This window comes from Neiella holothuriorum (assembly GCF_019457915.1).
GTDB lineage: Bacteria > Pseudomonadota > Gammaproteobacteria > Enterobacterales > Neiellaceae > Neiella > Neiella holothuriorum.
In genome coordinates, this window is sequence record NZ_JAHZSS010000032.1 from 1 (window position 1) to 26,428 (window position 26,428).

Sequence of the window (26,428 nt, forward strand, 5' to 3'; positions counted from 1 at the left end):
GACCTGTCCCATCTGTAAGTTCAGACGATCAGATCAAAGCCTGCTCCAATAGTTCAATCGATTTAGGCAACAACGCCAGTTCAGCTAACAAGCCGACCGTAGCTGCGGGTGTTATGTCGCAATGCTAATTATCGTTTCATACTGTTAGAGGGTATATGAGCACAGTCGTTAAGTTTATTGTTTTGTATTTAATTCCGGTCGTGTCCTTTGCTGCAGTTATTGGTTCATATCTTTTGGTTTACGGTGAAAGCTCGGAACACCCTCTAATCAACTTGGCTTTACTTTTAGTCGCTTCAGGGTTTGTTGCTTCATCTTACGTTGGGGTAAAGCTAATTTCTCAGTTTGTTGATGAGACAATAATATATTCCGGTATTATTTTTACGGTGTTAGGTTGGTTGTTAGGGGCAGTTCCTGTGGTTATTTACCTCATGCTATTTAAAGGGTTTCTCAACCCCTAAGGGCTCTGCAATACCTGGCTGTAATGCTGATATTGCAAAAACCTCTTTCGATAAAACAGCGGGTGACATGTTAGCGCTGCTTGTTGAACACACTGATGGGCGAACAGCGTTAATCGGCATCACCTTGCAATAAATGTCATAAGCACATTATCCGCGGCTGGATTGATATTGACCGAAATGCTGAAAGAGCGCGGCATTGAAGCATCGACAACAGGTTAATACATGCGCGTAAGCCTGTTCGCTTAGGCTTCGTTCTTGGTGGGGCTTTGGTCTGGCGCCGTCAGGCTTGTTCCGTTCGTTACGCGTTGACTTAATAACGCTCACTTCAACACGGCGAACGCTCCCGTTGCAGTACCAGAGTAGGCTGCTGCTCTAAAGTAGGTTGCTCGGCAATTGTGCGATCTGCCAATAAAAAAGCCCTGTTGGAAAAACAGGGCTTATCTTTTTAACCATTCGCTGATGCGTTAATCCAACGCGATTTCATTTTCTACAGATTAATCCGTTGCAGCGTTAACGTAGTCGTCATAGTCACTTTCCGTTGCGGCAGTGGCGCCACCACGTACACAACGCACATAGTTTTCGCCTCGTTCTTCATCACAAGCGGTAATGGAGCATGAGTCTCCGTCAAGATCGACGCTGCCATTTTTAGGGTCGCTACGCTGCGCGCCAGCACCGTGCCAGTCGTGGTAGCCGCTGGTGTCTGCGAGGTCATCGCTGGTTGTTGAGTAGGCTCTGCCAAATGCCACATAGCTAGCATTTAATGGAAAATCTTTTAGCGTAGTGCTTGACCAATACCAGCCATAATCGCCAGAAAAATCACCGCCGCCGTAACTATAATTGAAGGTACTGTCAAAAAAGTCGGTATCAATCGCTGGCACATCGGTTGTGCCGTATTTCACGATACTTTGCAGCTCTTTATTGTCGGGCAGGCGCCAGTCGCTATAGTCGCCTAGCTCTAGATCTTCACAGTAATCTAAGGCATCGGCCCAATAGTAGGTGTAGCCATCATCGGCTTGTTGCCACATCAGGCCCGTTGCATTGTCGGTGACAATATCGCCAGCGTCATTCAACTCGTAGTCGTTAACACCATAGACGTCTTCGTCACCTAATACGCAGCGAATATAAAGCCCTGGCTGACTGTCTTCTGTTCCATACGCTTTGATATGGCCGTCGGCGAAATTAAAACCAAATGCCGGTACGTACGCCTCGTCATCATCTGGTGCGCCGCCAACCGGATTAATGTTATAGACGGTGCTTGACCAGAACTGGGTGGCAAATTTCATTGCGGCATATTCAAAGTCAAAATAGCGCGTATCAACGTAAGGAATGCTGTAGTTTAAATCGCCGTCAAAATCTGCCAGCGAATACAGTTCTTTGATGGTGGGTAGGCGCCATTCGTCGTAGCCACCTGTCGTTTGGGATGCACAATAGGCTGCGGCGTCGTTAAACACATATTGGCTATTCGACTGCGCGCGTTGCCATAACAGCCCCGTGTTGTTGTCTAGTACCACCGTCTCATCGGCGTCATAAAATTCGTAGTTCGTTTCGGTGGTCAAATACTCGGCATCTTGCCCCACAAGATCAGAGCCACATTCAATCACTTCGCCTTCAATGTTAAAACACTCAGATTCCATGGTATCAACCACAACATAAGGCAGAACCGTTGTAATCGGCTCGACAGTAGAATCCGATGAATCTGATGAGTCCGAAGAGTCTGATGAATCAGATACTTCTTCAGTCACATCGGTCGTATTCGATGATGAACCCCCACAGCCCGCCAGCATTAAAGCTAATAAAATCACACTAACTTTAGCTAAACCCGTATACACCTTCATTACTAATACCCCTTGCGCCACTCTTAGCGTTAATTAAGTAAATTTATTGTAAATAGGCAGTGTGCAGAATTTATGCATAAAGGGTGGAAATACGAGCCAAAACCAACACCCTAAGCGGCCTTGGCAAGTTACGCGCAATGGCAGGTAATACGGGTAAAAAAAGTGATTTTCTAGGGGAAATAAGAAAGGTCAAACCACAAAACAAACGGGCAGGGTAATTGAAAAAGGGGAACGACATTGATGCCGTTCCCCTTTGGAAGTTATCAGCCGGTCGAACTGGCGGCCGGCCTATCTTGCTGAGCTAAAACTTAGTACAGAAGATCTAGTTTCAGGTTATCAACCACTTTGATTTTACCTGAGTTTTTGATTGTGTTCCCAACGGGTTTTTGGCCTTTCTCACCCCATAGAATGGCGATGACATCAACGGGATTGTTGTTAAAGGTGTTGCCTTCGAAGGTGACATTCACAATGCCGTGATTCTTCATCAGCACCTTGTCGGCCCGTGCTTTACCTGAGTTGGTTACGGTATTGTTCTCGAACACCAAAATTCCGCCAATGGTTGACTCGTCATAACCGCCGCGGTGGAAGTCGACAATTGCGCCATCAATACGGTCAAAGCTGGAATTTTTGATGACCAAATATTCCGCGTTGTAGGTTCCTTTGTTTTTGGTTTCTTTGTTCAGCATGAAACCGCTTTGGCAGTTCTCGATGCGGGTATTAACCACTTCGATATTGTCAGCGAACGAGCCCATAGACACTTCTAACACATGCTTAAAGTTTGCGATCTTGGCGTTGATGATCGACAGGTTATAAGCCTTAGACATGTATTTATCTAACGTGGCGAAAGCGTGTTGTTTGCCATTACCCTGAATGGTTACAGAGTCTAGCGTTAAGTCGCCTTTAGGCTGCATTAAAAAGGCAGTGTTTGAAGCGCTAAAGCTAAGGGTTGCTGGCTTGTTTTTATTGGCGGAGGTGATGCGTACTTGCTTATCAATCGAAATGCTTTGGCTTAATGCATAACTGGCCGCCGAGAGTTCGATGGTATCGCCACTTTGAGCCGCTTTAATTGCCTGAACAAGCTCGTTTGCCGTTGCCGCTTTATGGGTGCTTGGTGCTGCAGCTGGTTGTTCTGCCTCAAACCATGATGGGCCGAAGCGTGACTCATCGAATGGTTTGTCAGAAATGGCTGCGGTATTGCTAATGGCGCCAATGTTGTTGTTATTCGCGCGTTTGTTGCCCAACAAGTCGGTGTCGATTTTGTCAAAATCAAAGCCGTGATACGGCTTGGCTAACGTTGCTGTAGGCGCTTTCAAATAGTCTGATTGGCCGGCCAATGTCATCTTCTGCTGGCTGATACCGTCTTCACCAATGCCGCTTTTGTTGGCGTGATTGGAGATGTTGGCTTTGAAGGTAATGCCATCCACTTTGTCATAAGCATGAATAGGCTGCTCTGCTTTGGCGCTATTGTAAATTAGGTTGTTGGCAAACAGGGTACGGGTTGGTCGAGCCGAGCGGATCTCAGACTTGGGTAGTACGTCGCTTTGCTCCACGTTAGAGCCAACGCTGAAGTACCAAGGTGTTGGTGAGTCTACCCACGAGTTGTAAGCAACGACCACGTCGGTAACTTGGTTGTATCGGTTGAGTGGCGACTTAGGAATGCCGTTCATGACCGCAATAGGCGCTCGGAATTTCTCACCGGTGAGCTTGTAAAAGTAGTTGTTGGTGATCCAGTGGCCGGTATTGATCACGCGGATCCCGCCAACAAATTCGTTGCTGCCATCGCCAATAAACAGGTTGCCGTCGATGGTGGCGTAGTTACCGTGGCGCAGTACCAGCGAGCCTTCACTCTGGAAGAACACGTTGTTCTTAAACTGGTTGTAATTGGACTTGCTTGAAATGACCTCTACTTCGCCGTTACAGCGGTCGAACAGGTTATTTTCAATGTTGGTGTAAGACGGTGTCATGGACGTGCTGCTGCTACCAAGCTGCATGGTTTCAGCTGACGGGCCGCCTTTACGAGGGCGAGGGCCAAAATGGTTATTCACGATCTGGTGATGGTTATTGATGTGTTGGTTGCCGCCTAGCTGAACCTTAACGGTTGGGCCGCGATTCGACTTACCGGCAAGGTAACTATGGCTGAGTTCGTTGTGCTGGCCCCAAAACTCAACCCACCAATCTCTGGCTTCACGATCCTTTTGGGTGAACTCGTCAATCACACTGTTAGTGACTTTGGAATGAAACGCGATGCGCTCTTCGTCAATTCTAAAATTGATGACAGAGCTGCTCGGTGTGTAGCCATTTCTAAAATAAAGGCCATCAACATTAAGATAAGTGCCGCCCAACTTTAAATCGGACAAGCCTTCAATAAAGACTTTGCCTGGGGTTTCTGCTTTTAGGGTGATGGGCTTGTCTTCGGTACCTTCTCCATAAAAGACAATATTGATGTCTGTGTAGGTGCCGTTTTTAAGAATCAGGTTGTCACCGGCGACGGCTGCCTTGATCGCTTTTTGCAGAGCGCTCTCAGAGCTGACATAAACATCCTTGGCAAACAAAGTGTTTGAGGCACTGAGTAACAACAATGCACTGATCGTTAATAGTCGTTTTTTCATGCGTTTCTTCTTTTTGTTTATAGTTTTGAATTGGTTGTGTTAATCAATGGCGCTTCGATGTTGATGCGTTTAGCCGATTAACTATCTGGTTTAAAAACGGTGCTACTGGTTAAGTGTGTCGGTTTGCCAACCGCCATAACTGCTTAAGCAGCCATAACGGTTGCAGAGCGGCATGAAGCCTATGCCAAACCCTGTCACCTCAAACCGACAAATATTGCTGACGATATCACCCGCGTCGTTAGGCGTAATAGCGAATTATTGTATTCAATTGTCGCAACAAGTAAGGCAACTTAAATGTTGTGATGCAGCGCATTTTTTATCGTTAAAACAGGGTGTTTAGTGACCAGCTCAGAAGGAAAGGCACAGCCGAAATCGGGCTCTAATTAGTGATAAATCGCAATTGCTGCAATTTCGGGCGGGAGGGTGAGATCGAATCGCGCTAGAGCTTGTTGGTTAAAGTGATAATGATCGTTTTCTGAAATCATCAATGGTTGCGTGACCTTGCCTGCTAACACATCCAGTGCCATTTGAGCGGCGGTGTGGCCGTGTTTCTGACCCGCCACGGAAATAGCCCCCACTGATTTTTTCGGGCCAACGGCATGAGCTTGTGAGGTGAAAATTGGAATTTCACTGTGGGCACCGCTCCAATCTATGACTTGCTCTTCTGGCACGATGGCCTGGGTTTCTGCATCTCTCAGGGTAAACCAGTTTTCCATGACAATGGCATCGTAACTGTTGGACGCCGTCCGAATGGTGGCTTGCCATTCCTGATAGGTCGAAATGGGTTTGATATCGGCTTTGAGCATGCCGAGTTGAGGGCTGGTTTCGCCGCGCAGTGAGTTGCCAATGTAAGCGGCGGTGGTGGTACTGTCGTCAAACATCACCAGCACCTTGTTGTGCTGCAATGGCACCATTTGATGAATCAAACGGACAAAAGGAGGCATTGAGCGCCGCTCAACCACCCCATGGACGTGCGGCGGCAGTTGCGCGTTTTCAAAGTACATGCGCGGGTTGTCATTGACTCCATAAAACACGACAGGCGTTTTAGTTTTGGCAATTTTCTGCGCCAGTAGGCCAACGGCATTGTCGTCGGCAAGCATGACTAAATCAGGCTGAGTGGCGGTAAAATGTTGCCAAGCCTGCGCTGCTGATTGTTGGTGTTGGTCTCGAGGCAGGCGTTTGGTATCCATGTACCACACGTCGAGTTGATGCTCGTTTGACAGCTGTTGCTCAATGCCCTGCAGGCATTGTTTGGTCCATTCGTTATGCTGATCATAACTGGCGATCAATAAAATATTTGCAGCCCATACAGGGGAGGTGACGCCCACCATTAATAGGGCGAATAATCGACGATGAAATTGCATGGCCAAAACTTATTGAACGACGGTTACCTCCAATAAGGCTAGCTTGCGATTTACAGTTGGTGCAAGTCAATTGCCGGAATCGCGATTGCTATCGCAAACCCTCATCGGTCATTGTCATTTGGCCGATCACATGAAGATAACCAACGGGGCGGTAGCTACCTTTACCTTAAATGAAATGACGCACATCGCTTAGCGAATCGCATTGTTAAACCGCCCCGCAGACTTTAGCTGGTGTCACTCGGGACTTAAGTTGAGTTGCCAATAGCCAACATCTAACCAAGTGTTGAATTTGAACCCGACCTGCTCAAAGTGAGCGACTTTTTTCATGCCTACTTTTTCATGAAGCGCCACGCTGGCCGGGTTTGGTAGCGTGATGCCGCCAATCACCGAGTTGATATCGAGGCGCCCGAGTCGCTCTAGTAACGCCTGATATAAGGCTGTTCCTAACCCGCGGCCTTGCGCTTGTTCGGCTAGATAAACAGTCGATTCCACCGAATATCGATAAGCACTTCTTTCTTTCCATGGGGTGGCATAGGCATAACCAAGCACGCCTTGATCGCCAGTTGCTAACAACCATGGCAGGCCCGCCTGTTGGACCTTGCTGATGCGGCTCTTAAACTCGGCATCGCTCACCCGTGTCTCTTCAAACGTAATGGCGGTATTGCTGACATAGTGGTTGTAGATGTTGACCATGGCAGAGGCATCACTGAGCAGCGCATCTCTAATCATCCTTGTTTCCTCTGGCGTCACTTTAACCGTAACACTGTTGCTAAATTAACCGGCGAAGTCAAAGCGCGCTTTGGCGTAGCTAATTTGGTTGTTGATAATGATTCTCAAATAGATTTTAGTTATGTTATATTGTAACTTTATTGGTTGTTGTTCCATGCGATGTGGACAACTTATTTCTAAGTATCGACGTTGCCATGAGTGCTTAGAAATCATCACAAAGGAATTAATCGTGACGACTAAAGTTCAAACGCTGGACAGTGTAGCCATTGGGATCTCGCTCTTGTGTGTGGTGCACTGCGCCTTGCTGCCTGTTGCTATGGTTTTACTACCGGCGATTGCTGGCACCTTGCTTGCCGACGAATCATTTCATCTCATTTTGGTGGTTGGTATTTTGCCGACTAGTGCGTTGGCTTTAGTTGTGGGCTGCCGCAAGCATGGTCATTGGGCGGTGTTAAGTTGGGGATTTGCGGGCTTATCGTGCTTGTTATTGGCATTAGCTGTTGGTCACGATTGGTTTGGCGAGCATGGCGAAAAAGCCATGACACTGCTTGGCTCGGTCTTGGTGGCTGTGGGTCATATGAAGAACTTTCGGTTGTGCCGGAGTAAGCAGTGCGTTAGCTAGTCATTAATAATGTCTAGTGCCAGTGCCGTGACATGCTAACAGCTTTTTTATGTCATTGGGCATGCTTTGACGGAGTGGGATTTCCAGCTAATATTTCGGCAACTTTTATTAATGGTCTGCAGACCATTGATGGTCAGCAAGCCATTTTACCGAATGCTCATCCATCACGTTAAAGACCCTGTAGTTATGAATAAACAAGACGACTTTACCGCACCAATCATGGCATTGTTTGACGATTGGAACGACGCCCTGCAAACCGGTGATCCCCATCAGGTCGTGGCATTGTATGACACCGATGCCATGTTGCTGCCCACCATTTCCAATCAGGTTCGTCATAATCATCAGGAATTGATGGACTATTTTGCCATGTTCCTGCCGCGCGGGCCGGTGGGTAAACTTGATGAGGCCAATGTGCGCGGCTGGGGCGACATTGCCATTAATTCCGGCGTGTACACCTTCGCCTTTAACCATGGCAGCAAGGTACAGGCACGTTATACCTTTGTGTATCGATGGAATGGCCAGCGTTGGCTGATTGTTGAACACCATTCATCGAAAATGCCCGAGTAACTGTGTTCATTTACCTTCCTATTCTAATGACCTCGCAGGTGCCATGATCAAACCGCTTAAGCACATACCAACCAACATCATTACTGGCTTTTTAGGTGTTGGTAAAACGACGGCCATTTCTCATTTATTGCGTCATAAACCAGCCCATGAGCGCTGGGCCGTGTTGGTCAACGAGTTTGGTGAAGTGGGCATTGATGGTGGTTTGTTGCAGGGGCAACACGCCGAAGCTGAACAGGTGTTTGTGGCCGAAGTGCCCGGCGGTTGCATGTGTTGTGTGATGGGCATGCCAACGAAGATCACGCTCAATAAGCTACTCAAACAAGCTCAGCCGGATCGCTTGCTCATTGAGCCGACAGGGCTTGGCCACCCACAAGAGGTGCTGGCGTTACTTGCTTCAGAACATTATCAACAAGTGCTGGATGTTCGTTCAACCATCACCTTGGTTGATGCCAGAGTGATTGACGATCCGCGCTATACCGAACATGCAATCTTTAATCAGCAGTTGGACGTTGCCGATGTGATTGTGGCGAATAAAAGTGATTGTTATGACAACCATCTGAGTGTGTTAACCGCTTACCTCAGTAAACGGCCAACGACGGCGAATTGCCCCGTTATGCCGGTAGAGCAAGGTCAGCTATCGCCAGCGTGGCTCGATTTAACCATTGCTCAAACGCCATTCGTCTCATTGCTTGATGATCATGTCGGGCATGAACATCAGCATCATGGGCTTGATCATACTCATGATGCTGACACGACTGATGACAGCAGCGAGCAGTCATTACCCGCCGAAGGCTACGTTGAAGTTCGTAATCATCGAGGCGACTATTTCAGCTGTGGTTGGCGTTTTTCAAACGATTGGCTGTTTGATGAGGAGCGATTAGAGGAGGTGTTGCGAGGGTTGGCGTGCGAGCGGATGAAGGCTGTCTTTAACACCAACATGGGGGCTAAAGGGTTTAGTTTCAGCAATGGCGAACTATCTTCCGTGGCACTTGCGCACATGCAAGGGAGCCGAATCGAGATTATCGATCGTGATGCTCGGCATTTTGATACCGTTCTTTCTGGTTTGCTGGCGGCAAGAGCCCACATCGAGTGATGTGAGCTCTCTTTAAAACAATATCACTTCAACTAGTTGAGCGGCAGCTCTGCAGCATTTCGGCTGAGGCTAGCGCTACCTTGTTTTTGCTCGCTAAACCATTGTGCTTGGATCGTTTCTAACTGTGGCATGAGGTTAAAGAGTTGCACCGACACTGACGTTACCGTGCCATCACACTGGTATTGATAGTGCGCCATTAAATTACTGTGTTCGTCATGATGTTGATGCTCATGATGTTCATGTTCTTCGTGCTTATCATGATGTTTGTGTTCATCATGGTCGTGATCTTCATGCTCGTCATGATGTTTGTGTTCATCATGGTCGTGGCCTTCGTGCTCCTCATGATGCTCTGCCTCGGCTACCGCAAACGGCAATTCAATCTCGATCTCGACGAGTTGGCACGAGGCGCCATGAAATTCGAATTTGGTTTGGCTTTCAAAAGCCTCTACTGCCACACCATAAGCTTGCTGTTGCTTGGCTGTTTCCGGCTTATGCTCAAACCCCACCAAGTTGGCGAGCGGCGACTCAAACTCAATTTCTAAGGCATTACCTTGCTGCACTAAATTGAGGTGGGCAATACCGTGTTGATGTGCTTCAGACTCTGCCAATACCGCTGTTGATACGCTTAAAGCTGCTAACGACACTAATGCCGTTGTTACCGTTTGCTTTGGATTCATGGTGCTTTCTCTTGCAATTTAAATAAGGTAAATACGCGATCAATACGTCAAGGTAATCAACTAGTTTGTTGTTGCAACGACTTGAGAGGCTGGGCCTGATACCTTGATTAAAATGAATGCTGATTTGGCGGCTGGCTCACCAGCAAGCGTGGCATTTAACTTTCCACGCAGTACATAGGTGCCGGGCTTACTTGGCGTAATATTCAGCACTAATTGTTGCTCGCTGCCTGAATCTATTGCGACGTTGTTGTCGCCTTTTATGGTGATCACATCATCGGCTTGCCAGATGACGTTGGCTTGCTGGAAGCTCTCTGGCACGATCACGGTAAAGGGCACTTCGGACATTTGGCCGGCGGTCACGTTAAATCTTGGCTCTGCGGTTAAGGCCATGCCTTCGGCTAATTGGTTACTTAGGCTCGCCGCCGACTCCATGTGAGAGCCCATGGGGTAAAAACCAAAACCGGGACCATGGTTATCGCATGCATGGGCGACCCATGCTGGTAACGCGCATGCCACTAAAAGGGCACTTAAAGGGCCGGTGACATGCTGGCGAATCATCTTTAACCTACGGTTATTATTCATAAACTTGAAACCTTCTGATGTTATTCAGAGTAGGGTGTTACCGAGTCGACGTGCAGCGTATAGGCTGCCGTGCCCATGTCACTGGCCATGGTTTTTACGGTTAAGGTGCCTTCTAACCAGAATGCATCTTGATACGAGCTAAGTTTGACGCCTTCTGGGTAAGTCACGTAAACAATTTGGTTTGGCGGCGGTGGTGGCATGTGCAGGCAAGCGCCAAAGAAGGGCACCAACAAGAACTCAATGGCGGTGAATTCATCCTTCATTTCAAGTGGGACGATAAAGCCCGGCAATCTAATTTTGGTATTGTTAAATTCGCTAACTACGCGGGTTGATTCAAGCGCTTCCATATAGCGTTGGGTCGCTTCATCTTCGATTTGAGCGAGGCCAGCCACCGAATCTTGTTCACTGCCATCGGCAATTTGATTGATGCTATCGGGTGGGTTTAGCAAAGCGTCCAGATCGTCTGCGGGCATTAATTCAACCCATTCAATTTGGCGATAGTCACTTGTTGCGGCTTGGGCCGAAACGCCTAACATCAACACTGCCAGCAAGGCTGCGTAGCTCGCGGTTCGGAGGGAGGTTACGATCATGAGAAAAGCTCCAAGGGATATCGAATGTGATCCAAAATGTTATAACATAACTCGCATTGCCAATGAACCAAACTGCATGATTCAAACTCAGTTTAAAGCCACACAGGTGTTAACTCATTTTGCAAAACGTTAAATTAAGCGAAGGCCATCCGGCCATCGAGCTGGACAAGCTTATCTTTAGTTACGACAACGCGGCAACTGAAGTATTAAATATTCCCCAATGGCAGCTTCAGCAAACCGATAAGTGCTTTGTATTTGGCCAGTCCGGCGCCGGTAAAAGTACCTTGATGAACCTGCTTACCGGTGTGCTAAAGCCCACAAGCGGCCAGATCAAGGTGTTTGGTCAAGCACTGAACGCGATGTCATCACGCCAACGCGATCGCTTTCGAGCCCAGCATATTGGCGTTGTGTTTCAACAATTCAATTTGATTCCCTATTTAACGGTTGCGGAGAATATTCGTTTAGCCAGCTGGTTTGCAGGTAAGGGCGACAGTCACGATACCCTCGATAAACGTCTCATCAATTTATTCGACGCCTTACAACTGCCAACCAATTTGCTGCAACGGCCGAGTCGTGAGCTTAGTGTGGGGCAGCAACAACGGGTTGCCATTGTTCGGGCATTGATTAATCAGCCTGAGTTGCTGGTGGTGGATGAGCCAACTTCGGCGCTCGACTCTTACGCTCGCGATAGCTTTATGAAGCTATTAATGACGTTATGTTCGGAGCAACAAAGTACTTTGCTATTTGTGAGTCACGATTTATCACTGCAATCCTATTTTGATGTGCGACTCAATCTTGCCGATATCAACCAAGCGGGAGGGGCGCAGCAATGATTATCAAATTGGCATATAAAAGCTTACTGAACCGTAAAACCTCGGTATTGCTGACGCTGTTTTCCATTGTGGTCAGTCTGGCGTTGTTGATTACCGTTGAGCACATTCGTTCGCAGGCAAAAACTAGCTTTAACCGAACTGTGTCGAGTGTTGATTTGATTGTTGGCGCACGCACAGGGCAACTCAATTTGTTGCTTTACAGCATTTTCAGAATGGGTAATGCCACCAACAATGTGAGCTGGCAAAGCTATCAGGATATTAGTAGTCAACGCGATGTGGTTTGGTCTGTGCCGCTGTCTTTAGGGGATTCTCACCGCGGCTATCGCGTTTTGGGCACCAACCAAGATTACTTTGAGTTTTATCGATATGGCGATAAACGAGCGTTGGCATTTGATGCCGGTGAAGCCTTTAGTGATCCGTTTGGCGCCGTGCTCGGTGCCGAAGTTGCGCGTGAATTGGGTTATGAGGTTGGCACTAAGTTGACCTTGTCCCATGGTATTGGCCAAGTCAGTTTTTCTGATCACGACAATGCACCGTTTGCGGTGGTGGGCGTGCTCGAACCGACGGGGACGCCGGTTGACCGAACCATTCACGTAAGTCTTGCGGGTATTGAAGCGGTGCACATGCCGCCGAGTCGACTCAAAGCCTTACAAGCAGCGGTGGCAGACGGTAACCATGTTGAAGTTCAGCCATCGACCATTACCGCCTTTATGGTGGGGTTAAAATCGAAGATGTCGATTTTTAAAATTCAACGGGCCATCAATCAATACAAACAAGAGCCATTAATGGCGGTATTGCCGGGCATTGCGTTGGTTGAGTTGTGGTCATTAATCAGTTCGGTTGAAAACATCTTACGAGTCATCTCGTTGTGTGTGTTCGTTTCGGCCATTCTGGGGCTTACCACCATGTTGCTGGCGTCCATGCAAGAGCGGCAAAAAGAGATTGCGGTACTGCGCGCTATTGGCGCAGGGCCGGTGGTGCTCTTTGTGCTGATCCAACTCGAAGCTCTGTTGGTCACTTCGGCAGCTATTGGTATCTCGTTGGCGCTGGTGTGGGGGCTGTTTAATGGCGCTAGCGATATTCTGGCAAGCCAATATGGGATCTTTGTCTCGACCCAAATTTTGTCGATGACACAGGTGATGCAGTTGGCGGCGGCACTAGGTGTTACCGCGCTCGTTGCCTTGATTCCGGCCTTTAGCGCCTACAAAAAAGCACTACACGCTGGGCTCGGGCATCAGTAACAGAACGAATAAGCGCGGGGCTGTTCTTGTGCCGCTTAATTGATTGGCCCCATTTATTGGGGCCACGCTTGAATTCACTGTGAGTCGATTAGCCGTTTGCAGGTGGTGGTGGCGGATGCATTTTGCGGCACTCGTCAGGCTCGCTTCGCCAATCTTGCTGGTGGGGTTGCCAATCGGTAAAAGGACGATGGATTTTAGACCAGAAGTCCTGCATTTCTCCTGATGCTTTTAATCGTTTTAAAATCATTGAGACGATTTTATCGACTTCGTCGCCATGGGCACTTTTCTGTACCACAGGAATATCAAAAAAGTTGCCAAAATGTGCCCGATGAACCTCGGCTGCTTGCATGCTGCAAATGGTTCTATCTGACTTCTCTTGGCTGTAAATAAAGGCGTCAATACGCTGGCTTTGAACTTTTAGGATCATATTTTCAAGATGGGCCTGCCGCTCCATGGGATAGCTAAATAAACCAGAGTGGCCAGGGTTGGTTTCTAGCCGGTATGGAAAAGAAGGCTGGTTTAGCCCTTCATCAAGCATGGCTTTGGTGATTGGCTTATCAGCATGGGAGTAAATCACAAAAGTGACTTTTCCCATGGGCTCTTGAATGGGGCGATAATTGGCCGACGTGGGCTGTGCATCAGGATTGTGGATCAGCGGCAAATGAAAATCGGCAAGCCCTTTTTCAACATTGGCCACTGAACGCTCAAACGGAAAGTTCATTGCGGTGATGTCGCCTTCTACATAGGCTGCGTCCATCAATACGATTAATTCCTGAAAGGAATGCTTTGGATTCTTGCTGTCCGCCGGTGGAAGTTCAGGGACACTTGCTTTGAGCATTGTGCCGTAACTTGCCCCACAATAGGTTGACAGGCCAATGAAGATTCCAATTACAAATAAGCGAAGTGACATACCTGAAAGCCTTGGCTATGTGTTAAACCATCCGTAGAGGGTTGATTTTGCTGTACTAGCATTCCGTATGGGTTCAGTTAATAACATAGGTGACAGATCTTCAAACTGGGGTTAAGTGCTTCAGAGCTAGGTCACTAAATGAATGGCGTTATCTTGCGTCATTCGCTGAAATTGGCATGACACGTTTTATTGTCACGGCCAGCCAAGTTACTATCGATGTGACAAATTTTTCTCTATTCATTTAACGTTATCAGTCAACTGATAGATGTTCTTGGTGATATCACATGAAAGCACATTGTTATGCCTTATTCGGAATGCTGTTGGCGATAAGCCCCGTACAAGCCGAGCCGCAGCAAGCCAGTGGGGTAATGGGCAAATATCAGTTCCGCTTGTGCCAACTGTTATCTCGCGAGGTTCAAGAAGCCGAAACGCAACGCAACGGCGCCTTCATTAATAAGCAATACTTGGGGGTTCGGCAAAATGAGATGTTGGTTAAAAACCTCGATGGCGAGTCTCTGAGCGCGGCAGAACAAGCGGATTATGATCGGATGGGGGACGAGCGTCGCGTTGCCGAGCAAGTGTTTGAATCAGCGGAACGCCGAGTCAAAGTTTATTCCACCGAATACACAGAAACTTGCCAAGGGTTTGACGTGCCCGCTCAGCTGATCACTGACAAGTGTGCTTCGTTACCGGCTGTTATGGATAATTTTTGCCGCAGCGTTGCTAAGCCCCAATCACCGTCTTAACGCATCGAATAGCTTCGCTAATGGGCTTTCGCCGCTTTATTGCGTTGGGCCGTCAACAAACAAACTTGTTTTGCTAATCATAAAATGGCTCTTTAATCTTTGGTTTGAGTAAGAGCCTTTTTCTGTTTAGGTCGCAGAAATTTTGCGTTTTCTGATCAAGTACAACAGCACGCCGGTTATGCCTAACAGGACCGGCGCCAAGCCCAAAATGCACCACAAAATTCGACTTGGAAGGCCCGCAAAATAGCCGAAATGCAGCTTTCTAAAGCTATCTAAAACCACTGCGGTGTTGTCTGCCGTGCGAATATCAAACGTGCTTATTAAGGCGCCAGAGGTTCTATTAAAGGTGACTGTGCTGGCGTATTCGCTGTTGAGTGGATTGGTGGAGTCAACTTCGCCCCAAAAGGTGATTTGCTCGTCCGGTTCATGAGGAATACTTAAGTAACCGGCGCGGAAACTATCTAGTTCTTGTTCGGTTTGCTGCAGTAAGGCTTCGAACGAAATCTCAGGGCTATGATACGGCGCTTGAATGTAAGTATGTCCTTCCAGTGCATGTTCGGCTTCATGCAGCAACACGATAAAGTTCCAGTAGGCGCCGGTAAACGCAATGATGATTAAAATTGGCGAGCTGGTAATGCCGCTAAATTTATGGAGATCGCTAAACAAAACCCGCTTGGCGGCGCCGAAGCGTAAAGTAAATAATTTAGCCCAGAAACGGCGGTATAAAATGATGCCGCTGATCCCTAAAAACAGCATGACCAATGCGATGATAAAGCCCACCACCGCACCTTGGGTGTGTAGCAAAAAGGTGTAGTGCAACTCGAGCAGCCAGTCGGTGAAGTAGTGATCCATTGGCTGGGGTTCGGACAGCACCTTGCCTTGGTATTGATCAACATAAACCTTGTACCAATTCTCGGTACCGCGTTCGAGTAAGTAAGCCGCGTCGGAGCGTTGTTTGTCGTCAAACAGCTCCCAACCTGCCAATTCATAATCAGGGTTCGCGCTAAGCACTTGCGCCATCATGCCGTCGAGGTTTGCTCGCGGGGTCAATGCTTGGGCTTCTACAGCCATGTGCTGCGGGCGAAGTAAGGTATCGAGCTCAACCTTAAACACCAGGATTGAACCAGTGATGGAGACAATAAAGATTGGCAATAGCGCGATGAGTGCGCCGTAGGAATGCCATTTAAACAGTGCTTTTCTCATGAGCTGACTACTTACATGTTGATCCGAGACTAAAACGAATAACAGCCGGACTCGCAAAGCGAGGCCGGCTGCAGTGGCTGCAACGTTAAGTGATTAACGTCTTTGGCAACCCGTGCCGATTACAACTTCCAGCTAAGTGTTGCGCTGTAGTTTGCAGGAGCACCATAGAAGCCCTGCGCCCAATATAAGCTGGTCAGGTATTTTTCATCGGTAATGTTGAACGCGTTAAAGCTCACACTCACCTTGTCATTGATGTCATAGCGCGCCATCAAGTCAACAATGGCGTAGTCACTTTGAGTGGTGACAATGTCATCGCCTGCATTGGCAAAGCCTTCGCCCACAACACCTTGAACCCGCGAGATGTCATCTTGCCAACGCATATTTGCACCGGCTGACAAGCCTTCAATCATTGGCAAGTCATAGACGGCTGACAACTTGAACAGCTTTTTAGGGGTGTAGTCGGAAACGGTGTCGTCGCCATCAATGTTGAAATCGGTGTAACCCATGCTGACATTTAAGCCTTCAGCCACTTCACCGGCTAGGTTAAATTCAAAACCATCGCTGCTAATACCGTCGGCGCCGTAGTAGCGAACCTCATCTGGCGGCAAGTCAACATAATCAGGGTGAACAACGGCCACATTGGTTTGCTCAATATCGAAGTAAGCGGCAGTAGCCAGCAAGCGGCCTTCAAATAACTCTGCTTTCAGGCCAATTTCGCTGCTTTCACCAGTGATTGGTGCCAAGGTCTTGTCATTAATGCCCAGCTCAGTTTGAGAAACAAACGTTTCAGTGTAACTGGCGTAGGCAACAAGCTCCGGCAGCACGCGGTAAATCACGCCCAAATATGGAATGAACTCATCAGCGGATGCTTCTTGGTCTACGCCGTAAGATTCACCTTCAACTTCCCAGTCGTTGTAACGACCACCTGCGGTCACGTTTAAGCCGTCAGCCAGTTCAAAACGAGCGGTTGCATAAACAGCTTTTTGAGTTTGTTCAACATCAGCGCCACTTAAGCCGTCGTCCCACGTTGGTGTTGGCGCTTCGCCTTTCCAAGTATTGAGGTCGGGCATTGCGGGAAACCCATTTTCGTAGTCATACAGTGACTGAGAGTCCCACTCTAAGGTGTCGTAAGTACCACCAACGACCAACTCGTGGGTACGACCTAATAGCTCAAAGTCGCCACTGACATAAATATCGAATAAATCACTGGTTTGATCATTTAAATATTCACTGGCATACCCGTAAAGGCCTAGCTCAGTTTCACTATCTGGTGTACCCCAAACGTAAAACAGCTCGCTATCTTCTTCGTTGTCACGGTGCGAATAGGTCGCACGTAAGTTCCAGCTATCACTGAATTGATGTGCCAATTCCAACACCGTGTTGTGGCGGGTAACTTCCCAGTTTGACCAATCAGCAGAGGTGCTGGTTGAGCGGCTGTAATCGGTGGCGGTGCCATCGGTGTAATAAAGTGGCAGTGCACCCCAGAGGTTACCTTCGGCATCATTACGGGTGTAACTGTGACTTAATGACAACTGAGTATCTTCGCTAATGTTGGCTTCAAAGAACACGTAAGCGATGTATTTGTCGGTTGAGTAGCGGTCAAGGTGTGAGCCGCTGTTGTCTGCGGTTGCTACTGCGCGCACGGCGAAGGTGTCATTGATTTGAGTGCTGCCATCCACTTCAACGCGGGTGCTGTCCCAACTGCCGTAAGTGCCGGCCACGCTTAGTGTGGTATCAGCAACAGGGCGTTTACGAATGTAGTTGATGGTGGCAGACGGGTTGCCCACACCTGTCATCAAGCCGTTAGCACCGGCGATGACTTCAACACGGTCATAAATCGCAGTGTCATCACCTGCTTGGTTGTTGCCGTAGGCTAGCGGTAAACCCACACCATCAATTTGGAAGTTAGTAACATCAAAGCCACGTGCGGTGTAATAGGTACGGTCGGTTTCAACACTTTCAACGTTAACGCCCGTTGCAGTATTCAGCACGTCATTAATATCCGTTAAGCGGAAATCTTCAATTTGCTGTGCGGTGATGACGGTCACTGACTGTGGGATCTCAGCAATTGGCAGCTCTAATTTAGATGCGCCACTGGCCGAGTGAGCATTGTAGCCACTGATGTAACTGCCCTTAATTTCAATGCGCTCAGCTTGGTCGGTCGATGTTAAGTCATCGGCATAGGCTGTGGTTGTTAGTGAACCCAGCGCGAGCAAAATCCCTGTCGAAAGTGTGGTTAGTTTCATTTACGTACCTTTTGTAATCGTTATGCGGCGTGAATATGGCCGATAGGCAAATTTTGAGAAGATGATATGGCGATCACAAAAAAATGTAAATAGAAATGATTATCACAATCGTTTAAATATTTTCCGTCAAAAGTTCATTGATCTGACGCCGTGTTTGAATAATTACTTTGGGCTAATTGGGGTGGTGGTGCTTTTATTGGGGCAAACAGAGCCGTCGTCCTGCTTAACGAGCAGTCATGGCCGTTGCAAGTGAAATGGGGAACAGGTGATCTGCTGAGGAATTCATCGGATCACCTGCTCCAGACTTGGTAGCGAATTGGTTACGATACGGCTAGAACAGCAAGCTGTAGGTAAAGCCGGCAGTAATCGCCATGGTAATAATAACCAACAGGAACGCAGCAATCAGTTTGTTGCGAAAGATCGATTTGAGCAAAATAACTTCCGTTAAGCTTGCGCCCGCACTACCGATAATTAATGCCATGACTGCGCCTAAACCCATGCCTTTGGCAGCCAATGCTGCGCTAAGTGGAATGACTGCCTCTGCACGCACGTACAGGGGAATGCCGATGACCGCGGCAACAGGAATGGCCAATGGGTTGTCGTCACTTGCAAAATTGGCAATGAACTCGGTCGGAACAAAGCCGTAAATGATCGAGCCAATGGCGATACCGCCGATGAGGTACGGCAATACCGATTTAAAATCACGCCAGGTTGAGCGCCAGATTTGCAGCCATTTGTTCACAGGTTTGCTGTTGCAACAAGACGTACCACAACAACTCGATTTGGCCTCGACCAATGCCTCGGGTTTGATTGCAGATTCAAAGCCAAACTTTTCTAGGAGGAAACCTGCAACAATCGACACGCCCATGGCGATGGCGAAATAGAATGTAGCCACCTTAACGCTAAAAGTAACGGCAAACAGCCCGATGATAATTGGGTTCAGCAGTGGGCTGGCAAATAAAAATACCATCATGGTGCCAAAGCCAGCATTGGCTCGTAAAAGTCCCTTTAAAAACGGGATGGTCGAGCAAGAACAAAATGGCGTGATTGCGCCTAACAATGCTGCTGTGACGTAGCCTTTGCCATTTTTGGAACTCAGAATTGATTTGATTTTGCTTGCGGGTATGTAGTGCTGCAATACGCCAACAAGGTAGCTGATCAGTAAAAACAGCAGGGTTAGCTCAATAGCCAAAAATGCAAACATGCCTAAGGTTTGTTCAACGGCTTCAAGGGGTAGATTCATCAGGTACTCACGTAAACTATATTTCTAGAATAGTGGAATTAGCAGATCGTATTCCTTCGCCGATCAAGTTATTTCTGGTAATATCGAAATATTGTTTTTGGAGTGGCACCAATATGGAATTAGAACAAGTAGCTAAGTCATTGAAAGAGTTAGGGCATCCAACTCGCCTTCGGGTTTATCACATGGTTGTTCGAGCCGGCCACCAAGGCATTGCCGTTGGCACATTGCAACAAAAACTCGAAGTACCGGGTTCAACCTTGTCGCATCATGTTTCAGGGTTGGTCTCGGCAGGATTGATTGAACAGAGGCGGGAAGGGCGAACGTTATTCTGTGTTGCCCAATATCAGAACCTCCAGCAAGTCATTGGTTTTTTACAGGATGAATGCTGCGCCGATCAGTAGCACAACGATCATCCGTAATCGGCTCTAGCATGAACGGATTGTTTCCTGTGGGCGGGGAAGCGATAGCGCAACCGATTAAGACGCGGCATCGAAATCTAATGGCTAAAACAAAAAAACGCCCCATTGTGATGGGGCGTTTTTTCTATCTGCGGTTCATTGAACGCTGGCTTAGTTCGTTAACTGAGCGATAGGATTTTATGACGCCCAAAAGTTATTGAATATATTCTGTTTTTTACAACAATAAATGGCTCAACAAGCGGAGCTATTCAACCAATTTAAATTTGCCAACAATGGCTCTCAATCGTTCGTTGATTTGAGCAATTTCATCTGTTCCTTCTGCCATTGCTGAGCCATTCTCACTTAGCTTGCCAACCATGTTGTCAATACGGTTCATATTTTGGCTGATTTCTTGAATTACATTATTTTGTTCATCTGCCGATTGTGAGATTTGCGTGCCAACTTCATTAATTTGAGCAACGTAGCCGGTCATTGCTTCTAAGCTATCAGCAATCAGAATCGCTTCATTCACTGTTTTATCGCTGGTAGCTTTGGTGCTGTCGATTGACGATACAACCGAATCCGCTCCACTTTGCAGTTGCGCAAGTGATTTGTTGATTTCGCCTGTACTGAGTTGAGTTCGGCCTGCGAGCGCTCTGACTTCATCAGCAACAACAGCAAAGCCTCGGCCTTGCTCGCCAGCCCGGGCAGCTTCAATTGCAGCATTGAGCGCGAGTAAGTTGGTTTGCTCAGCAATCTCACCGATGACCGACAATATCGAGCTGATATCTTTAGTTTCGTCGTTCATTTGGGTGACTTTGGCGGTTGCCCCGTTGATCTCTTCAGACAATAACTCCAACCCTTTTTGAGCCGTCATAATTGTTTCTCTTGACTGCTCGCCCGAGTGATTGGCTTCTTCAATAAATTTGGCCGCTTCACCTGCGTTGTGAGCAACCATTTCAGATGACGTGCCCAATTCATCCATGGCAACCACAACTTGATTGGTTTCAGCTTGGTGATCGCTCAAAATCTCGGTGTTTGTGTGCGTGCTTGTTCGCAGGTGATTAACGCTAGCGATTAGCTGAGATGTGACGCCTTTGACCTCAAGCAACATGGTGTTGAGGCTTTCTATAAAGTGGTTAATGCCGGTGGCAATATCCCCCAGATCATCTTTAGTTCGAACCTCTAAGCGTTGGGTTAAGTCGCCATCACCATTTGATAGCAGAGTGACCAAACTTTTCAGCTCAAGCACAGGGCGATAGATTCGGTTGATGACAATGATCAGCACAACGACGGATAGCCCGATGATCACGACACAAGACATTAATAATTGCTGAATCGCTTGGGTCACTGGTGCCAGTGCAATTTGCTTATCAACGGCATTGATTAAATACCATTTCTTGCCACCAATCAGCTTGATTTGACTTGATAGTACCAAGCGTTCGGTGTCGCTAACTGTCAGCTCTGAGAATGTTGATTCTTGCGATGAAATTGTCGACATGTACCGGTTAAAACCATCTGCATCACCGATTTGTTGCTGAATTTTTATGTGCTCTGCGGTGGAAGCCAGAACCATACCATTCCCGTCAACTACCATTGAGAAAGTGCCAGGTAAGATATCAATGTTTTCAACAATGTGTTGTAACGTGGTTAGCCTAATATCGGCTGTCAGCACGCCATTCGCTATGGGCTGGACGGCGGCAGCAATTGGATCGCCCCTTTTAGTGAAAAAGACATCGGTCAACGCCAAGGACGACTGTTTTCTACCAAATTGAAACCAAGGTCGGGTGCGCGGATCGTACTTATCTAGTCGGCCAATTCCCCCAGGAAATGATGCAGCAGAAGGTATGGAAGAGTAGGACCGGCCATCAACAAAACCAAGGGTGATTTTGCTTAACCCACCGGTTACTGCGGCAAATTCAATGTGCTTTTCATGACGGTCATTGTAGCCATATTTACGGTATAGCTCGGCCAAATCTGCAATAGGCCGGGAGTTTTTGATGACATAACTCTCAATGCTTTCAGTTTCATAACTTGCTGCATTGCTAATCTTTTGGATGACGTCTTGTTTTACAACATTTTCAAGTTGATAAATGGAGATATAACTCGTAATAGCGAGGGCGATGACAAATATCACAACCATTGACGATATTAATACGGCCTTAAACCCGAAATTCTGTTTCATCTAACTTCCCTGAACTGCTGGTTAAACGTCAATTTCCATTAGCGATTACTGACAATTTGGCCTTGTAGGCAAACACTTTTCGATAAAACAGCTAATGGAACAATGAAGAGGCAAACCGAGGCAATATTAAGTCTGGTTTTACCACTAATTCTGAAAGAGCGTATGCAACCATATAAAATTGGTAATATTGTTGTTTTCAATCATCAATTTATGCTGGTGTCGCTAACTTATGGCACCGACCAGCAAGAGCTGATGGCTTGCTCCTATTGAGAAGCTGGAGATAGGCGTTACAGACAAAAAAAGGCTACCCAAAGGGGCAGCCTTATTCGTTCCTAAGTTTGAGGCTATTTAAGATCTAGCGGCAATTAATCACTCAGTGACAAAATCTTGGTGCGAGAAATTCGATGACGATAAATTTCTCGTAAGTACCGAATGGTTTTCTTAATGTTTTCAGATGACAGGCGAATGTCATTGATTGATTGAAACTTACTGTCATCACGAATTAATTCACGATACTTTTTCTCGTACATGGGTTTAATTGCAAACCAGTTGGTATCGAGGATTTTAGCTGGGCTTTCAAATGGATTGACCAAAGCATCAACGGCAGCTTCATCGAATTCCTCAGCTTTAATAAGCTCAAGCAATGCATTGTCCAGAGATGCGTCGTAACGGTACTGATCTTTGGCAAAGCAACGCTTAATGTATGACGCTATGAGTGTGATGAAGTCGTCACTCAAACAAGGGCTTTTAGCAACCAAGGTAGTAAGAGACAAGTTCGCGGAAGTACCAATGACCAAGGCGTAACGTTTTAGTGTCGTATTTGGGAAGAGGGCGTTTAAATGGCTCTTCAAACGATTCAATGCCACATACGATAACTTGAAGTCTTTTGGTAAAGATACGATTGACACTATTGACGAGCAGTTCTTAAAGAAGTGCAACTCGTTCAGCGCCTTAGCATCATAATTGCCACTTTTGTATTGCGCGAGCGCCTCTCGATATCGACCGGATTCGATCGGCAGTAAACTGACGCCTTCAATCGCTTGCGTGTCTTTATTAAAGTGAGGCAATTCGATTGAACGGTAAAACAAGTCATCAATATCAATGCCGTTATGCTTGTCGCCAAAAAGCGCTTCTTTTTGCTGCGGCACAACACTTTCGGCGTAGGCAACTGCCACTGGCCCAGCAAGACTCATGAACAAATCATTCGCGTCGAGGCGAATGGTTTCACCAATATCAATACCTGCGCGGCGGAAATAATTTTCATCGTAATCTGTGGTGACGGCTTGAGCCGTTAAGATGTTGAAGATTTGCTGAGAAATATATTGGTTGGCGTATTTTTCCATTGAGTTGACATCAATGTCTTCTGCTTGGGTATCGTCGGTTTCCTCGGCATAACGCATGATGTCGTTGGAAATTAACATCATGGCATTCCAAGGCCGGATCCGTTGCATGACGCTCTTCTCACCTTCTCCCTCAGCTTCGTCATCATAGTTGTAAGAGAAGTCCCACTCCTCTGACAGGTATTTACACAACGAGCGGCCCGCATTGATGTGGAGTGCTTCTGAGACACTCACTTGCTGGTTTGAGATGTTGGGAAGAATACAGATGCCGCTGGTAAAAATAGGCTCGAATACAAATGAGCGATGGCGGTCATCATCGAGCAATTCATTTGGTCTAACTTCAAACGTTTTACGCATGTAGGCGTACTGTTGCGCCAAGCCGAATTCCGAAGCCATACCTGAGCCGGTGCCACCGCCGGCACTGAAAATATAAAAGTAGAGACGGCTTTGGTTGGCTTTGATGCCACAGGAATCAATCAAATAGGAGTGAATAAATTTCCAATCTTTATTGGAGAATTTTTCGGTATCTTTATTGAGAATGATTTTGGCCAAGTATTGGCCCAAAATTGGCGCGTTACCGGCTCCTCCGGCATGAACTTCTGATAAGTCCATGATTTTCATTTTGGTGTAATTTTCTAGAAATTTACCGTCTTCAGTTTGTGATGAATAGCGAATCCGGCCAGCAATGTCTTTGTCGAGATCGCCTAACATCACGATGGGTTCAATCAAGAAAATCGGTTTGAGGGAGTCGGAGTTATTGAGGTGAAAGTTACGGCGAATCCAACGTAAGGGTTTGGAGTGGTTTTCTAGCCGCTGTTTTTCCTGGTTTTTGAATTCGCTTAGGTAAAAAGAACGCGCACGATAAACCAGAGTCGCGACTTCGAGAGCAATGTTGGAGCCACAACGCCCAAGGCCAATTAAGCATACCGAAGGAAAATTATGATTCGCCGCGGCGCGCTCTTGATCGGAGCCAACCGGCGGATAAACATGGTCACGTAGAGTGTCCAGATTCGACAGAATTTTTTCCAGCTCTTGCTCTGTAAAAAAATTATATGGCGACTGCAGGGGGGCAGGAACCATTTCATTGGCGATGATCACTGGTCGCTCAATGTTCTCTACTGCACTGTCTGGCGAATCAATTTGCGTTTCGGTTTCAATTTTACTGGTCGTCATTGCCACGCCTTTCACATAAGAAAATATGAGACTAGGTTATGACTCTAGTTCAAATTGAACTGTCAGTGATAAGAATTAAGGTCAATCTTAGCGACTATTTTTCAGTAAAAGTGCTGTTTTTAGAGGTAGATCTTGCGATTGGAAGTGATATCGTTTTGAGCGTCAGAAGTTAGTCGCAGTGACAAGATTCTGACGCCCAAAAGTTATTGAATATATTCTGTTTTTTACAACAATAAATGGCTCAACAAGCGGAGCTATTCAACCAATTTAAATTTGCCAACAATGGCTCTCAATCGTTCGTTGATTTGAGCAATTTCATCTGTTCCTTCTGCCATTGCTGAGCCATTCTCACTTAGCTTGCCAACCATGTTGTCAATACGGTTCATATTTTGGCTGATTTCTTGAATTACATTATTTTGTTCATCTGCCGATTGTGAGATTTGCGTGCCGACTTCATTAATTTGAGCAACGTAGCCGGTTATTGCTTCTAAGCTGTCAGCAATCAGAATCGCTTCATTGACTGTTTTATCGCTGGTAGCTTTGGTGCTGTCGATTGACGATACAACCGAATCCGCCCCACTTTGCAGTTGCGCGAGTGATTTGTTGATTTCGCCTGTGCTGAGCTGAGTTCGTCCTGCGAGCGCTCTGACTTCATCAGCAACAACGGCAAAGCCTCGGCCTTGCTCGCCAGCCCGAGCAGCTTCAATCGCTGCATTGAGAGCGAGTAAGTTGGTTTGCTCAGCAATCTCACCGATGACCGACAATATCGAGCTGATATCTTTAGTTTCGTCGTTCATTTGGGTGACTTTGGCGGTTGCCCCGTTGATCTCTTCAGACAATAACTCCAACCCTTTTTGAGCCGTCATAATTGTTTCTCTTGACTGCTCGCCCGAGTGATTGGCTTCTTCAATAAATTTGGCCGCTTCACCTGCGTTGTGAGCAACCATTTCAGATGACGTGCCCAATTCATCCATGGCAACCACAACTTGATTGGTTTCAGCTTGGTGATCGCTCAAAATCTCGGTGTTTGTGTGCGTGCTAGTTCGCAGGTGATTAACGCTAGCGATTAGCTGAGACGTGACGCCTTTGACCTCAAGCAACATGGTATTGAGGCTTTCTATAAAGTGGTTAATGCCGGTGGCAATATCCCCCAGATCATCTTTTGTTCGAACTTCTAAGCGTTGGGTTAAGTCGCCATCACCATTTGATAGCAGAGTGACCAGACTTTTCAGCTCAAGTACAGGGCGATAGATTCGGTTGATGACAATGATCAGCACAACGACGGATAGCCCGATGATCACGACACAAGACATTAATAATTGCTGAATCGCTTGGGTCACTGGTGCCAGTGCAATTTGCTTATCAACGGCATTGATTAAATACCATTTCTTGCCACCAATCAGCTTGATTTGACTTGATAGTACCAAGCGTTCGGTGTCGCCAACTGTCAGCTCTGAGAATGTTGATTCTTGCGATGAAATTGTCGACATGTACTGGTTAAAACCATCTGCATCACCGATTTGTTGCTGGATATTAATGTTTTCGGCAGTCGACGCTAAAACAATGCCGTTGGCATCAACAATCAGCGAGATGGTATTCGGCAGTATCTCAATGCTTTCAACGACCTTTTGCAGCTCAGCTAGTCGAATGTCGGCTGATAAAACACCGTTTTTAATGGGTTGTACCGCCGCCGCAATAGGCTCGCCTTTTTTAGTAAAAAAGACATCGCTCATGGCGAGCTGTGACTGTGTCAGGCCATATTGAAACCAAGGACGAGTACGTGG

General features: G+C 47.1%; 22 protein-coding genes. 8 read left to right on the forward strand and 14 right to left on the reverse strand.

Going from position 1 to position 26,428, the window contains the following annotated elements:
- The first annotated feature begins 155 nt into the window (after positions 1-155).
- The gene (locus tag K0504_RS17790; protein WP_220105511.1) at positions 156-458 is read left to right on the forward strand and encodes a hypothetical protein; all 303 of its coding nucleotides are present in this window, start codon (positions 156-158) and stop codon (positions 456-458) included.
- Positions 459-952: 494 nt separating this feature from the next.
- Here K0504_RS17790 and K0504_RS17795 read toward each other — a convergent pair whose 3' ends face one another.
- From K0504_RS17795 to K0504_RS17810, 4 genes are all read right to left on the reverse strand, one after another.
- Positions 953-2,293: an Lcl C-terminal domain-containing protein gene (locus K0504_RS17795; RefSeq protein WP_220105512.1), complete on the reverse strand. Its 1,341-nt coding sequence runs from the start codon at positions 2,291-2,293 to the stop codon at positions 953-955.
- Positions 2,294-2,601: 308 nt separating this feature from the next.
- The gene (locus tag K0504_RS17800; RefSeq protein WP_220105513.1) at positions 2,602-4,902 is read right to left on the reverse strand and encodes a chondroitinase-B domain-containing protein; all 2,301 of its coding nucleotides are present in this window, start codon (positions 4,900-4,902) and stop codon (positions 2,602-2,604) included.
- 383 nt (positions 4,903-5,285) lie between these two features.
- Positions 5,286-6,266: an ABC transporter substrate-binding protein gene (locus K0504_RS17805; RefSeq protein WP_220105514.1), complete on the reverse strand. Its 981-nt coding sequence runs from the start codon at positions 6,264-6,266 to the stop codon at positions 5,286-5,288.
- Positions 6,267-6,500: 234 nt separating this feature from the next.
- A complete protein-coding gene (locus tag K0504_RS17810) occupies positions 6,501-6,995 on the reverse strand; it encodes an arsinothricin resistance N-acetyltransferase ArsN1 family B (protein ID WP_220105515.1) in 495 nt (164 codons plus the stop codon).
- Between the two features lie 229 nt (positions 6,996-7,224).
- Here K0504_RS17810 and K0504_RS17815 point away from each other — a divergent pair, with 229 nt between their 5' ends.
- The 3 genes from K0504_RS17815 (at position 7,225) to K0504_RS17825 (ending at position 9,277) form a co-directional block, all read left to right on the forward strand.
- Entirely contained in the window at positions 7,225-7,617 is a 393-nt protein-coding gene (locus K0504_RS17815) for a MerC domain-containing protein (RefSeq protein ID WP_318837997.1), read from the forward strand.
- A 186-nt stretch (positions 7,618-7,803) separates the two neighbouring features.
- Entirely contained in the window at positions 7,804-8,184 is a 381-nt protein-coding gene (locus K0504_RS17820) for an SgcJ/EcaC family oxidoreductase (protein WP_220105517.1), read from the forward strand.
- A 43-nt stretch (positions 8,185-8,227) separates the two neighbouring features.
- Positions 8,228-9,277 carry a CobW family GTP-binding protein gene (locus tag K0504_RS17825; RefSeq protein ID WP_225918218.1) on the forward strand — a complete coding sequence of 350 codons (1,050 nt, stop codon included), beginning with the start codon at positions 8,228-8,230 and terminating at the stop codon, positions 9,275-9,277.
- 32 nt (positions 9,278-9,309) lie between these two features.
- On the opposite strand, the gene K0504_RS17830 is transcribed toward K0504_RS17825, so the two are convergent.
- Genes K0504_RS17830 through K0504_RS17840 form a run of 3 tightly spaced genes read right to left on the reverse strand, consistent with a single transcriptional unit; the run spans position 9,310 to position 11,126 of the window.
- Positions 9,310-9,954: a ZrgA family zinc uptake protein gene (locus tag K0504_RS17830; protein WP_220105518.1), complete on the reverse strand. Its 645-nt coding sequence runs from the start codon at positions 9,952-9,954 to the stop codon at positions 9,310-9,312.
- 60 nt (positions 9,955-10,014) lie between these two features.
- Positions 10,015-10,536 (reverse strand): hypothetical protein, encoded by a 522-nt coding sequence (locus K0504_RS17835; protein WP_220105519.1) that lies wholly within the window; start codon positions 10,534-10,536, stop codon positions 10,015-10,017.
- A gap of 20 nt (positions 10,537-10,556) precedes the next feature.
- Positions 10,557-11,126, reverse strand: coding sequence for a DUF3299 domain-containing protein (locus K0504_RS17840; RefSeq protein ID WP_220105520.1), 570 nt, complete (start codon positions 11,124-11,126; stop codon positions 10,557-10,559).
- Positions 11,127-11,245: 119 nt separating this feature from the next.
- Between K0504_RS17840 and K0504_RS17845 the strand changes: the two genes are divergently transcribed.
- A complete protein-coding gene (locus K0504_RS17845) occupies positions 11,246-11,959 on the forward strand; it encodes an ABC transporter ATP-binding protein (RefSeq protein WP_225918219.1) in 714 nt (237 codons plus the stop codon).
- Positions 11,956-13,200 (forward strand): ABC transporter permease, encoded by a 1,245-nt coding sequence (locus K0504_RS17850; protein ID WP_220105521.1) that lies wholly within the window; start codon positions 11,956-11,958, stop codon positions 13,198-13,200. The genes K0504_RS17845 and K0504_RS17850 overlap by 4 nt, the downstream gene beginning before the upstream one ends.
- A gap of 88 nt (positions 13,201-13,288) precedes the next feature.
- On the opposite strand, the gene K0504_RS17855 is transcribed toward K0504_RS17850, so the two are convergent.
- Positions 13,289-14,110 (reverse strand): hypothetical protein, encoded by an 822-nt coding sequence (locus K0504_RS17855; protein WP_220105522.1) that lies wholly within the window; start codon positions 14,108-14,110, stop codon positions 13,289-13,291.
- Positions 14,111-14,394: 284 nt separating this feature from the next.
- Between K0504_RS17855 and K0504_RS17860 the strand changes: the two genes are divergently transcribed.
- On the forward strand, positions 14,395-14,856 hold the full coding sequence (locus K0504_RS17860; RefSeq protein WP_220105523.1) for a hypothetical protein: 462 nt from the start codon (positions 14,395-14,397) through the stop codon (positions 14,854-14,856).
- 126 nt (positions 14,857-14,982) lie between these two features.
- Here K0504_RS17860 and K0504_RS17865 read toward each other — a convergent pair whose 3' ends face one another.
- The 3 genes from K0504_RS17865 to K0504_RS17875 form a co-directional block, all read right to left on the reverse strand.
- Positions 14,983-16,059: a PepSY-associated TM helix domain-containing protein gene (locus tag K0504_RS17865; RefSeq protein ID WP_220105524.1), complete on the reverse strand. Its 1,077-nt coding sequence runs from the start codon at positions 16,057-16,059 to the stop codon at positions 14,983-14,985.
- Between the two features lie 119 nt (positions 16,060-16,178).
- Positions 16,179-18,305, reverse strand: a complete 2,127-nt coding sequence (locus K0504_RS17870) for a TonB-dependent siderophore receptor (protein ID WP_220105525.1) — start codon at positions 18,303-18,305, stop codon at positions 16,179-16,181.
- Between the two features lie 331 nt (positions 18,306-18,636).
- On the reverse strand, positions 18,637-19,548 hold the full coding sequence (locus K0504_RS17875; RefSeq protein ID WP_220105526.1) for a permease: 912 nt from the start codon (positions 19,546-19,548) through the stop codon (positions 18,637-18,639).
- 113 nt (positions 19,549-19,661) lie between these two features.
- Between K0504_RS17875 and K0504_RS17880 the strand changes: the two genes are divergently transcribed.
- Positions 19,662-19,949 (forward strand): ArsR/SmtB family transcription factor, encoded by a 288-nt coding sequence (locus K0504_RS17880; RefSeq protein WP_220105527.1) that lies wholly within the window; start codon positions 19,662-19,664, stop codon positions 19,947-19,949.
- Positions 19,950-20,211: 262 nt separating this feature from the next.
- On the opposite strand, the gene K0504_RS17885 is transcribed toward K0504_RS17880, so the two are convergent.
- The 3 genes from K0504_RS17885 to K0504_RS17895 form a co-directional block, all read right to left on the reverse strand.
- Positions 20,212-22,131 carry a methyl-accepting chemotaxis protein gene (locus K0504_RS17885; RefSeq protein WP_220105528.1) on the reverse strand — a complete coding sequence of 640 codons (1,920 nt, stop codon included), beginning with the start codon at positions 22,129-22,131 and terminating at the stop codon, positions 20,212-20,214.
- Positions 22,132-22,496: 365 nt separating this feature from the next.
- Positions 22,497-24,644: a hypothetical protein gene (locus K0504_RS17890; RefSeq protein WP_225918220.1), complete on the reverse strand. Its 2,148-nt coding sequence runs from the start codon at positions 24,642-24,644 to the stop codon at positions 22,497-22,499.
- Between the two features lie 254 nt (positions 24,645-24,898).
- Positions 24,899-26,428, reverse strand: a 1,530-nt coding sequence (locus K0504_RS17895; RefSeq protein WP_220105529.1) for a methyl-accepting chemotaxis protein, incomplete at its 5' end; no start/stop codon positions are given.

Bases quoted from the DNA above. Each gene is read 5' to 3' on its own strand.
- K0504_RS17850 (WP_220105521.1), top strand. From the start codon at position 11,956: ATGATTATCAAATTGGCATATAAAAGCTTACTGAACCGTAAAACCTCG.
- K0504_RS17795 (WP_220105512.1), bottom strand. From the start codon at position 2,293: ATGAAGGTGTATACGGGTTTAGCTAAAGTTAGTGTGATTTTATTAGCT.
- K0504_RS17855 (WP_220105522.1), bottom strand. From the start codon at position 14,110: ATGTCACTTCGCTTATTTGTAATTGGAATCTTCATTGGCCTGTCAACC.
- K0504_RS17830 (WP_220105518.1), bottom strand. From the start codon at position 9,954: ATGAATCCAAAGCAAACGGTAACAACGGCATTAGTGTCGTTAGCAGCT.
- K0504_RS17840 (WP_220105520.1), bottom strand. From the start codon at position 11,126: ATGATCGTAACCTCCCTCCGAACCGCGAGCTACGCAGCCTTGCTGGCA.
- K0504_RS17885 (WP_220105528.1), bottom strand. From the start codon at position 22,131: ATGAAACAGAATTTCGGGTTTAAGGCCGTATTAATATCGTCAATGGTT.
- K0504_RS17805 (WP_220105514.1), bottom strand. From the start codon at position 6,266: ATGCAATTTCATCGTCGATTATTCGCCCTATTAATGGTGGGCGTCACC.
- K0504_RS17880 (WP_220105527.1), top strand. From the start codon at position 19,662: ATGGAATTAGAACAAGTAGCTAAGTCATTGAAAGAGTTAGGGCATCCA.
- K0504_RS17875 (WP_220105526.1), bottom strand. From the start codon at position 19,548: ATGAATCTACCCCTTGAAGCCGTTGAACAAACCTTAGGCATGTTTGCA.
- K0504_RS17820 (WP_220105517.1), top strand. From the start codon at position 7,804: ATGAATAAACAAGACGACTTTACCGCACCAATCATGGCATTGTTTGAC.
- K0504_RS17825 (WP_225918218.1), top strand. From the start codon at position 8,228: ATGATCAAACCGCTTAAGCACATACCAACCAACATCATTACTGGCTTT.
- K0504_RS17810 (WP_220105515.1), bottom strand. From the start codon at position 6,995: ATGATTAGAGATGCGCTGCTCAGTGATGCCTCTGCCATGGTCAACATC.
- K0504_RS17865 (WP_220105524.1), bottom strand. From the start codon at position 16,059: ATGAGAAAAGCACTGTTTAAATGGCATTCCTACGGCGCACTCATCGCG.
- K0504_RS17835 (WP_220105519.1), bottom strand. From the start codon at position 10,536: ATGAATAATAACCGTAGGTTAAAGATGATTCGCCAGCATGTCACCGGC.
- K0504_RS17870 (WP_220105525.1), bottom strand. From the start codon at position 18,305: ATGAAACTAACCACACTTTCGACAGGGATTTTGCTCGCGCTGGGTTCA.
- K0504_RS17890 (WP_225918220.1), bottom strand. From the start codon at position 24,644: ATGACGACCAGTAAAATTGAAACCGAAACGCAAATTGATTCGCCAGAC.
- K0504_RS17800 (WP_220105513.1), bottom strand. From the start codon at position 4,902: ATGAAAAAACGACTATTAACGATCAGTGCATTGTTGTTACTCAGTGCC.
- K0504_RS17860 (WP_220105523.1), top strand. From the start codon at position 14,395: ATGAAAGCACATTGTTATGCCTTATTCGGAATGCTGTTGGCGATAAGC.
- K0504_RS17790 (WP_220105511.1), top strand. From the start codon at position 156: ATGAGCACAGTCGTTAAGTTTATTGTTTTGTATTTAATTCCGGTCGTG.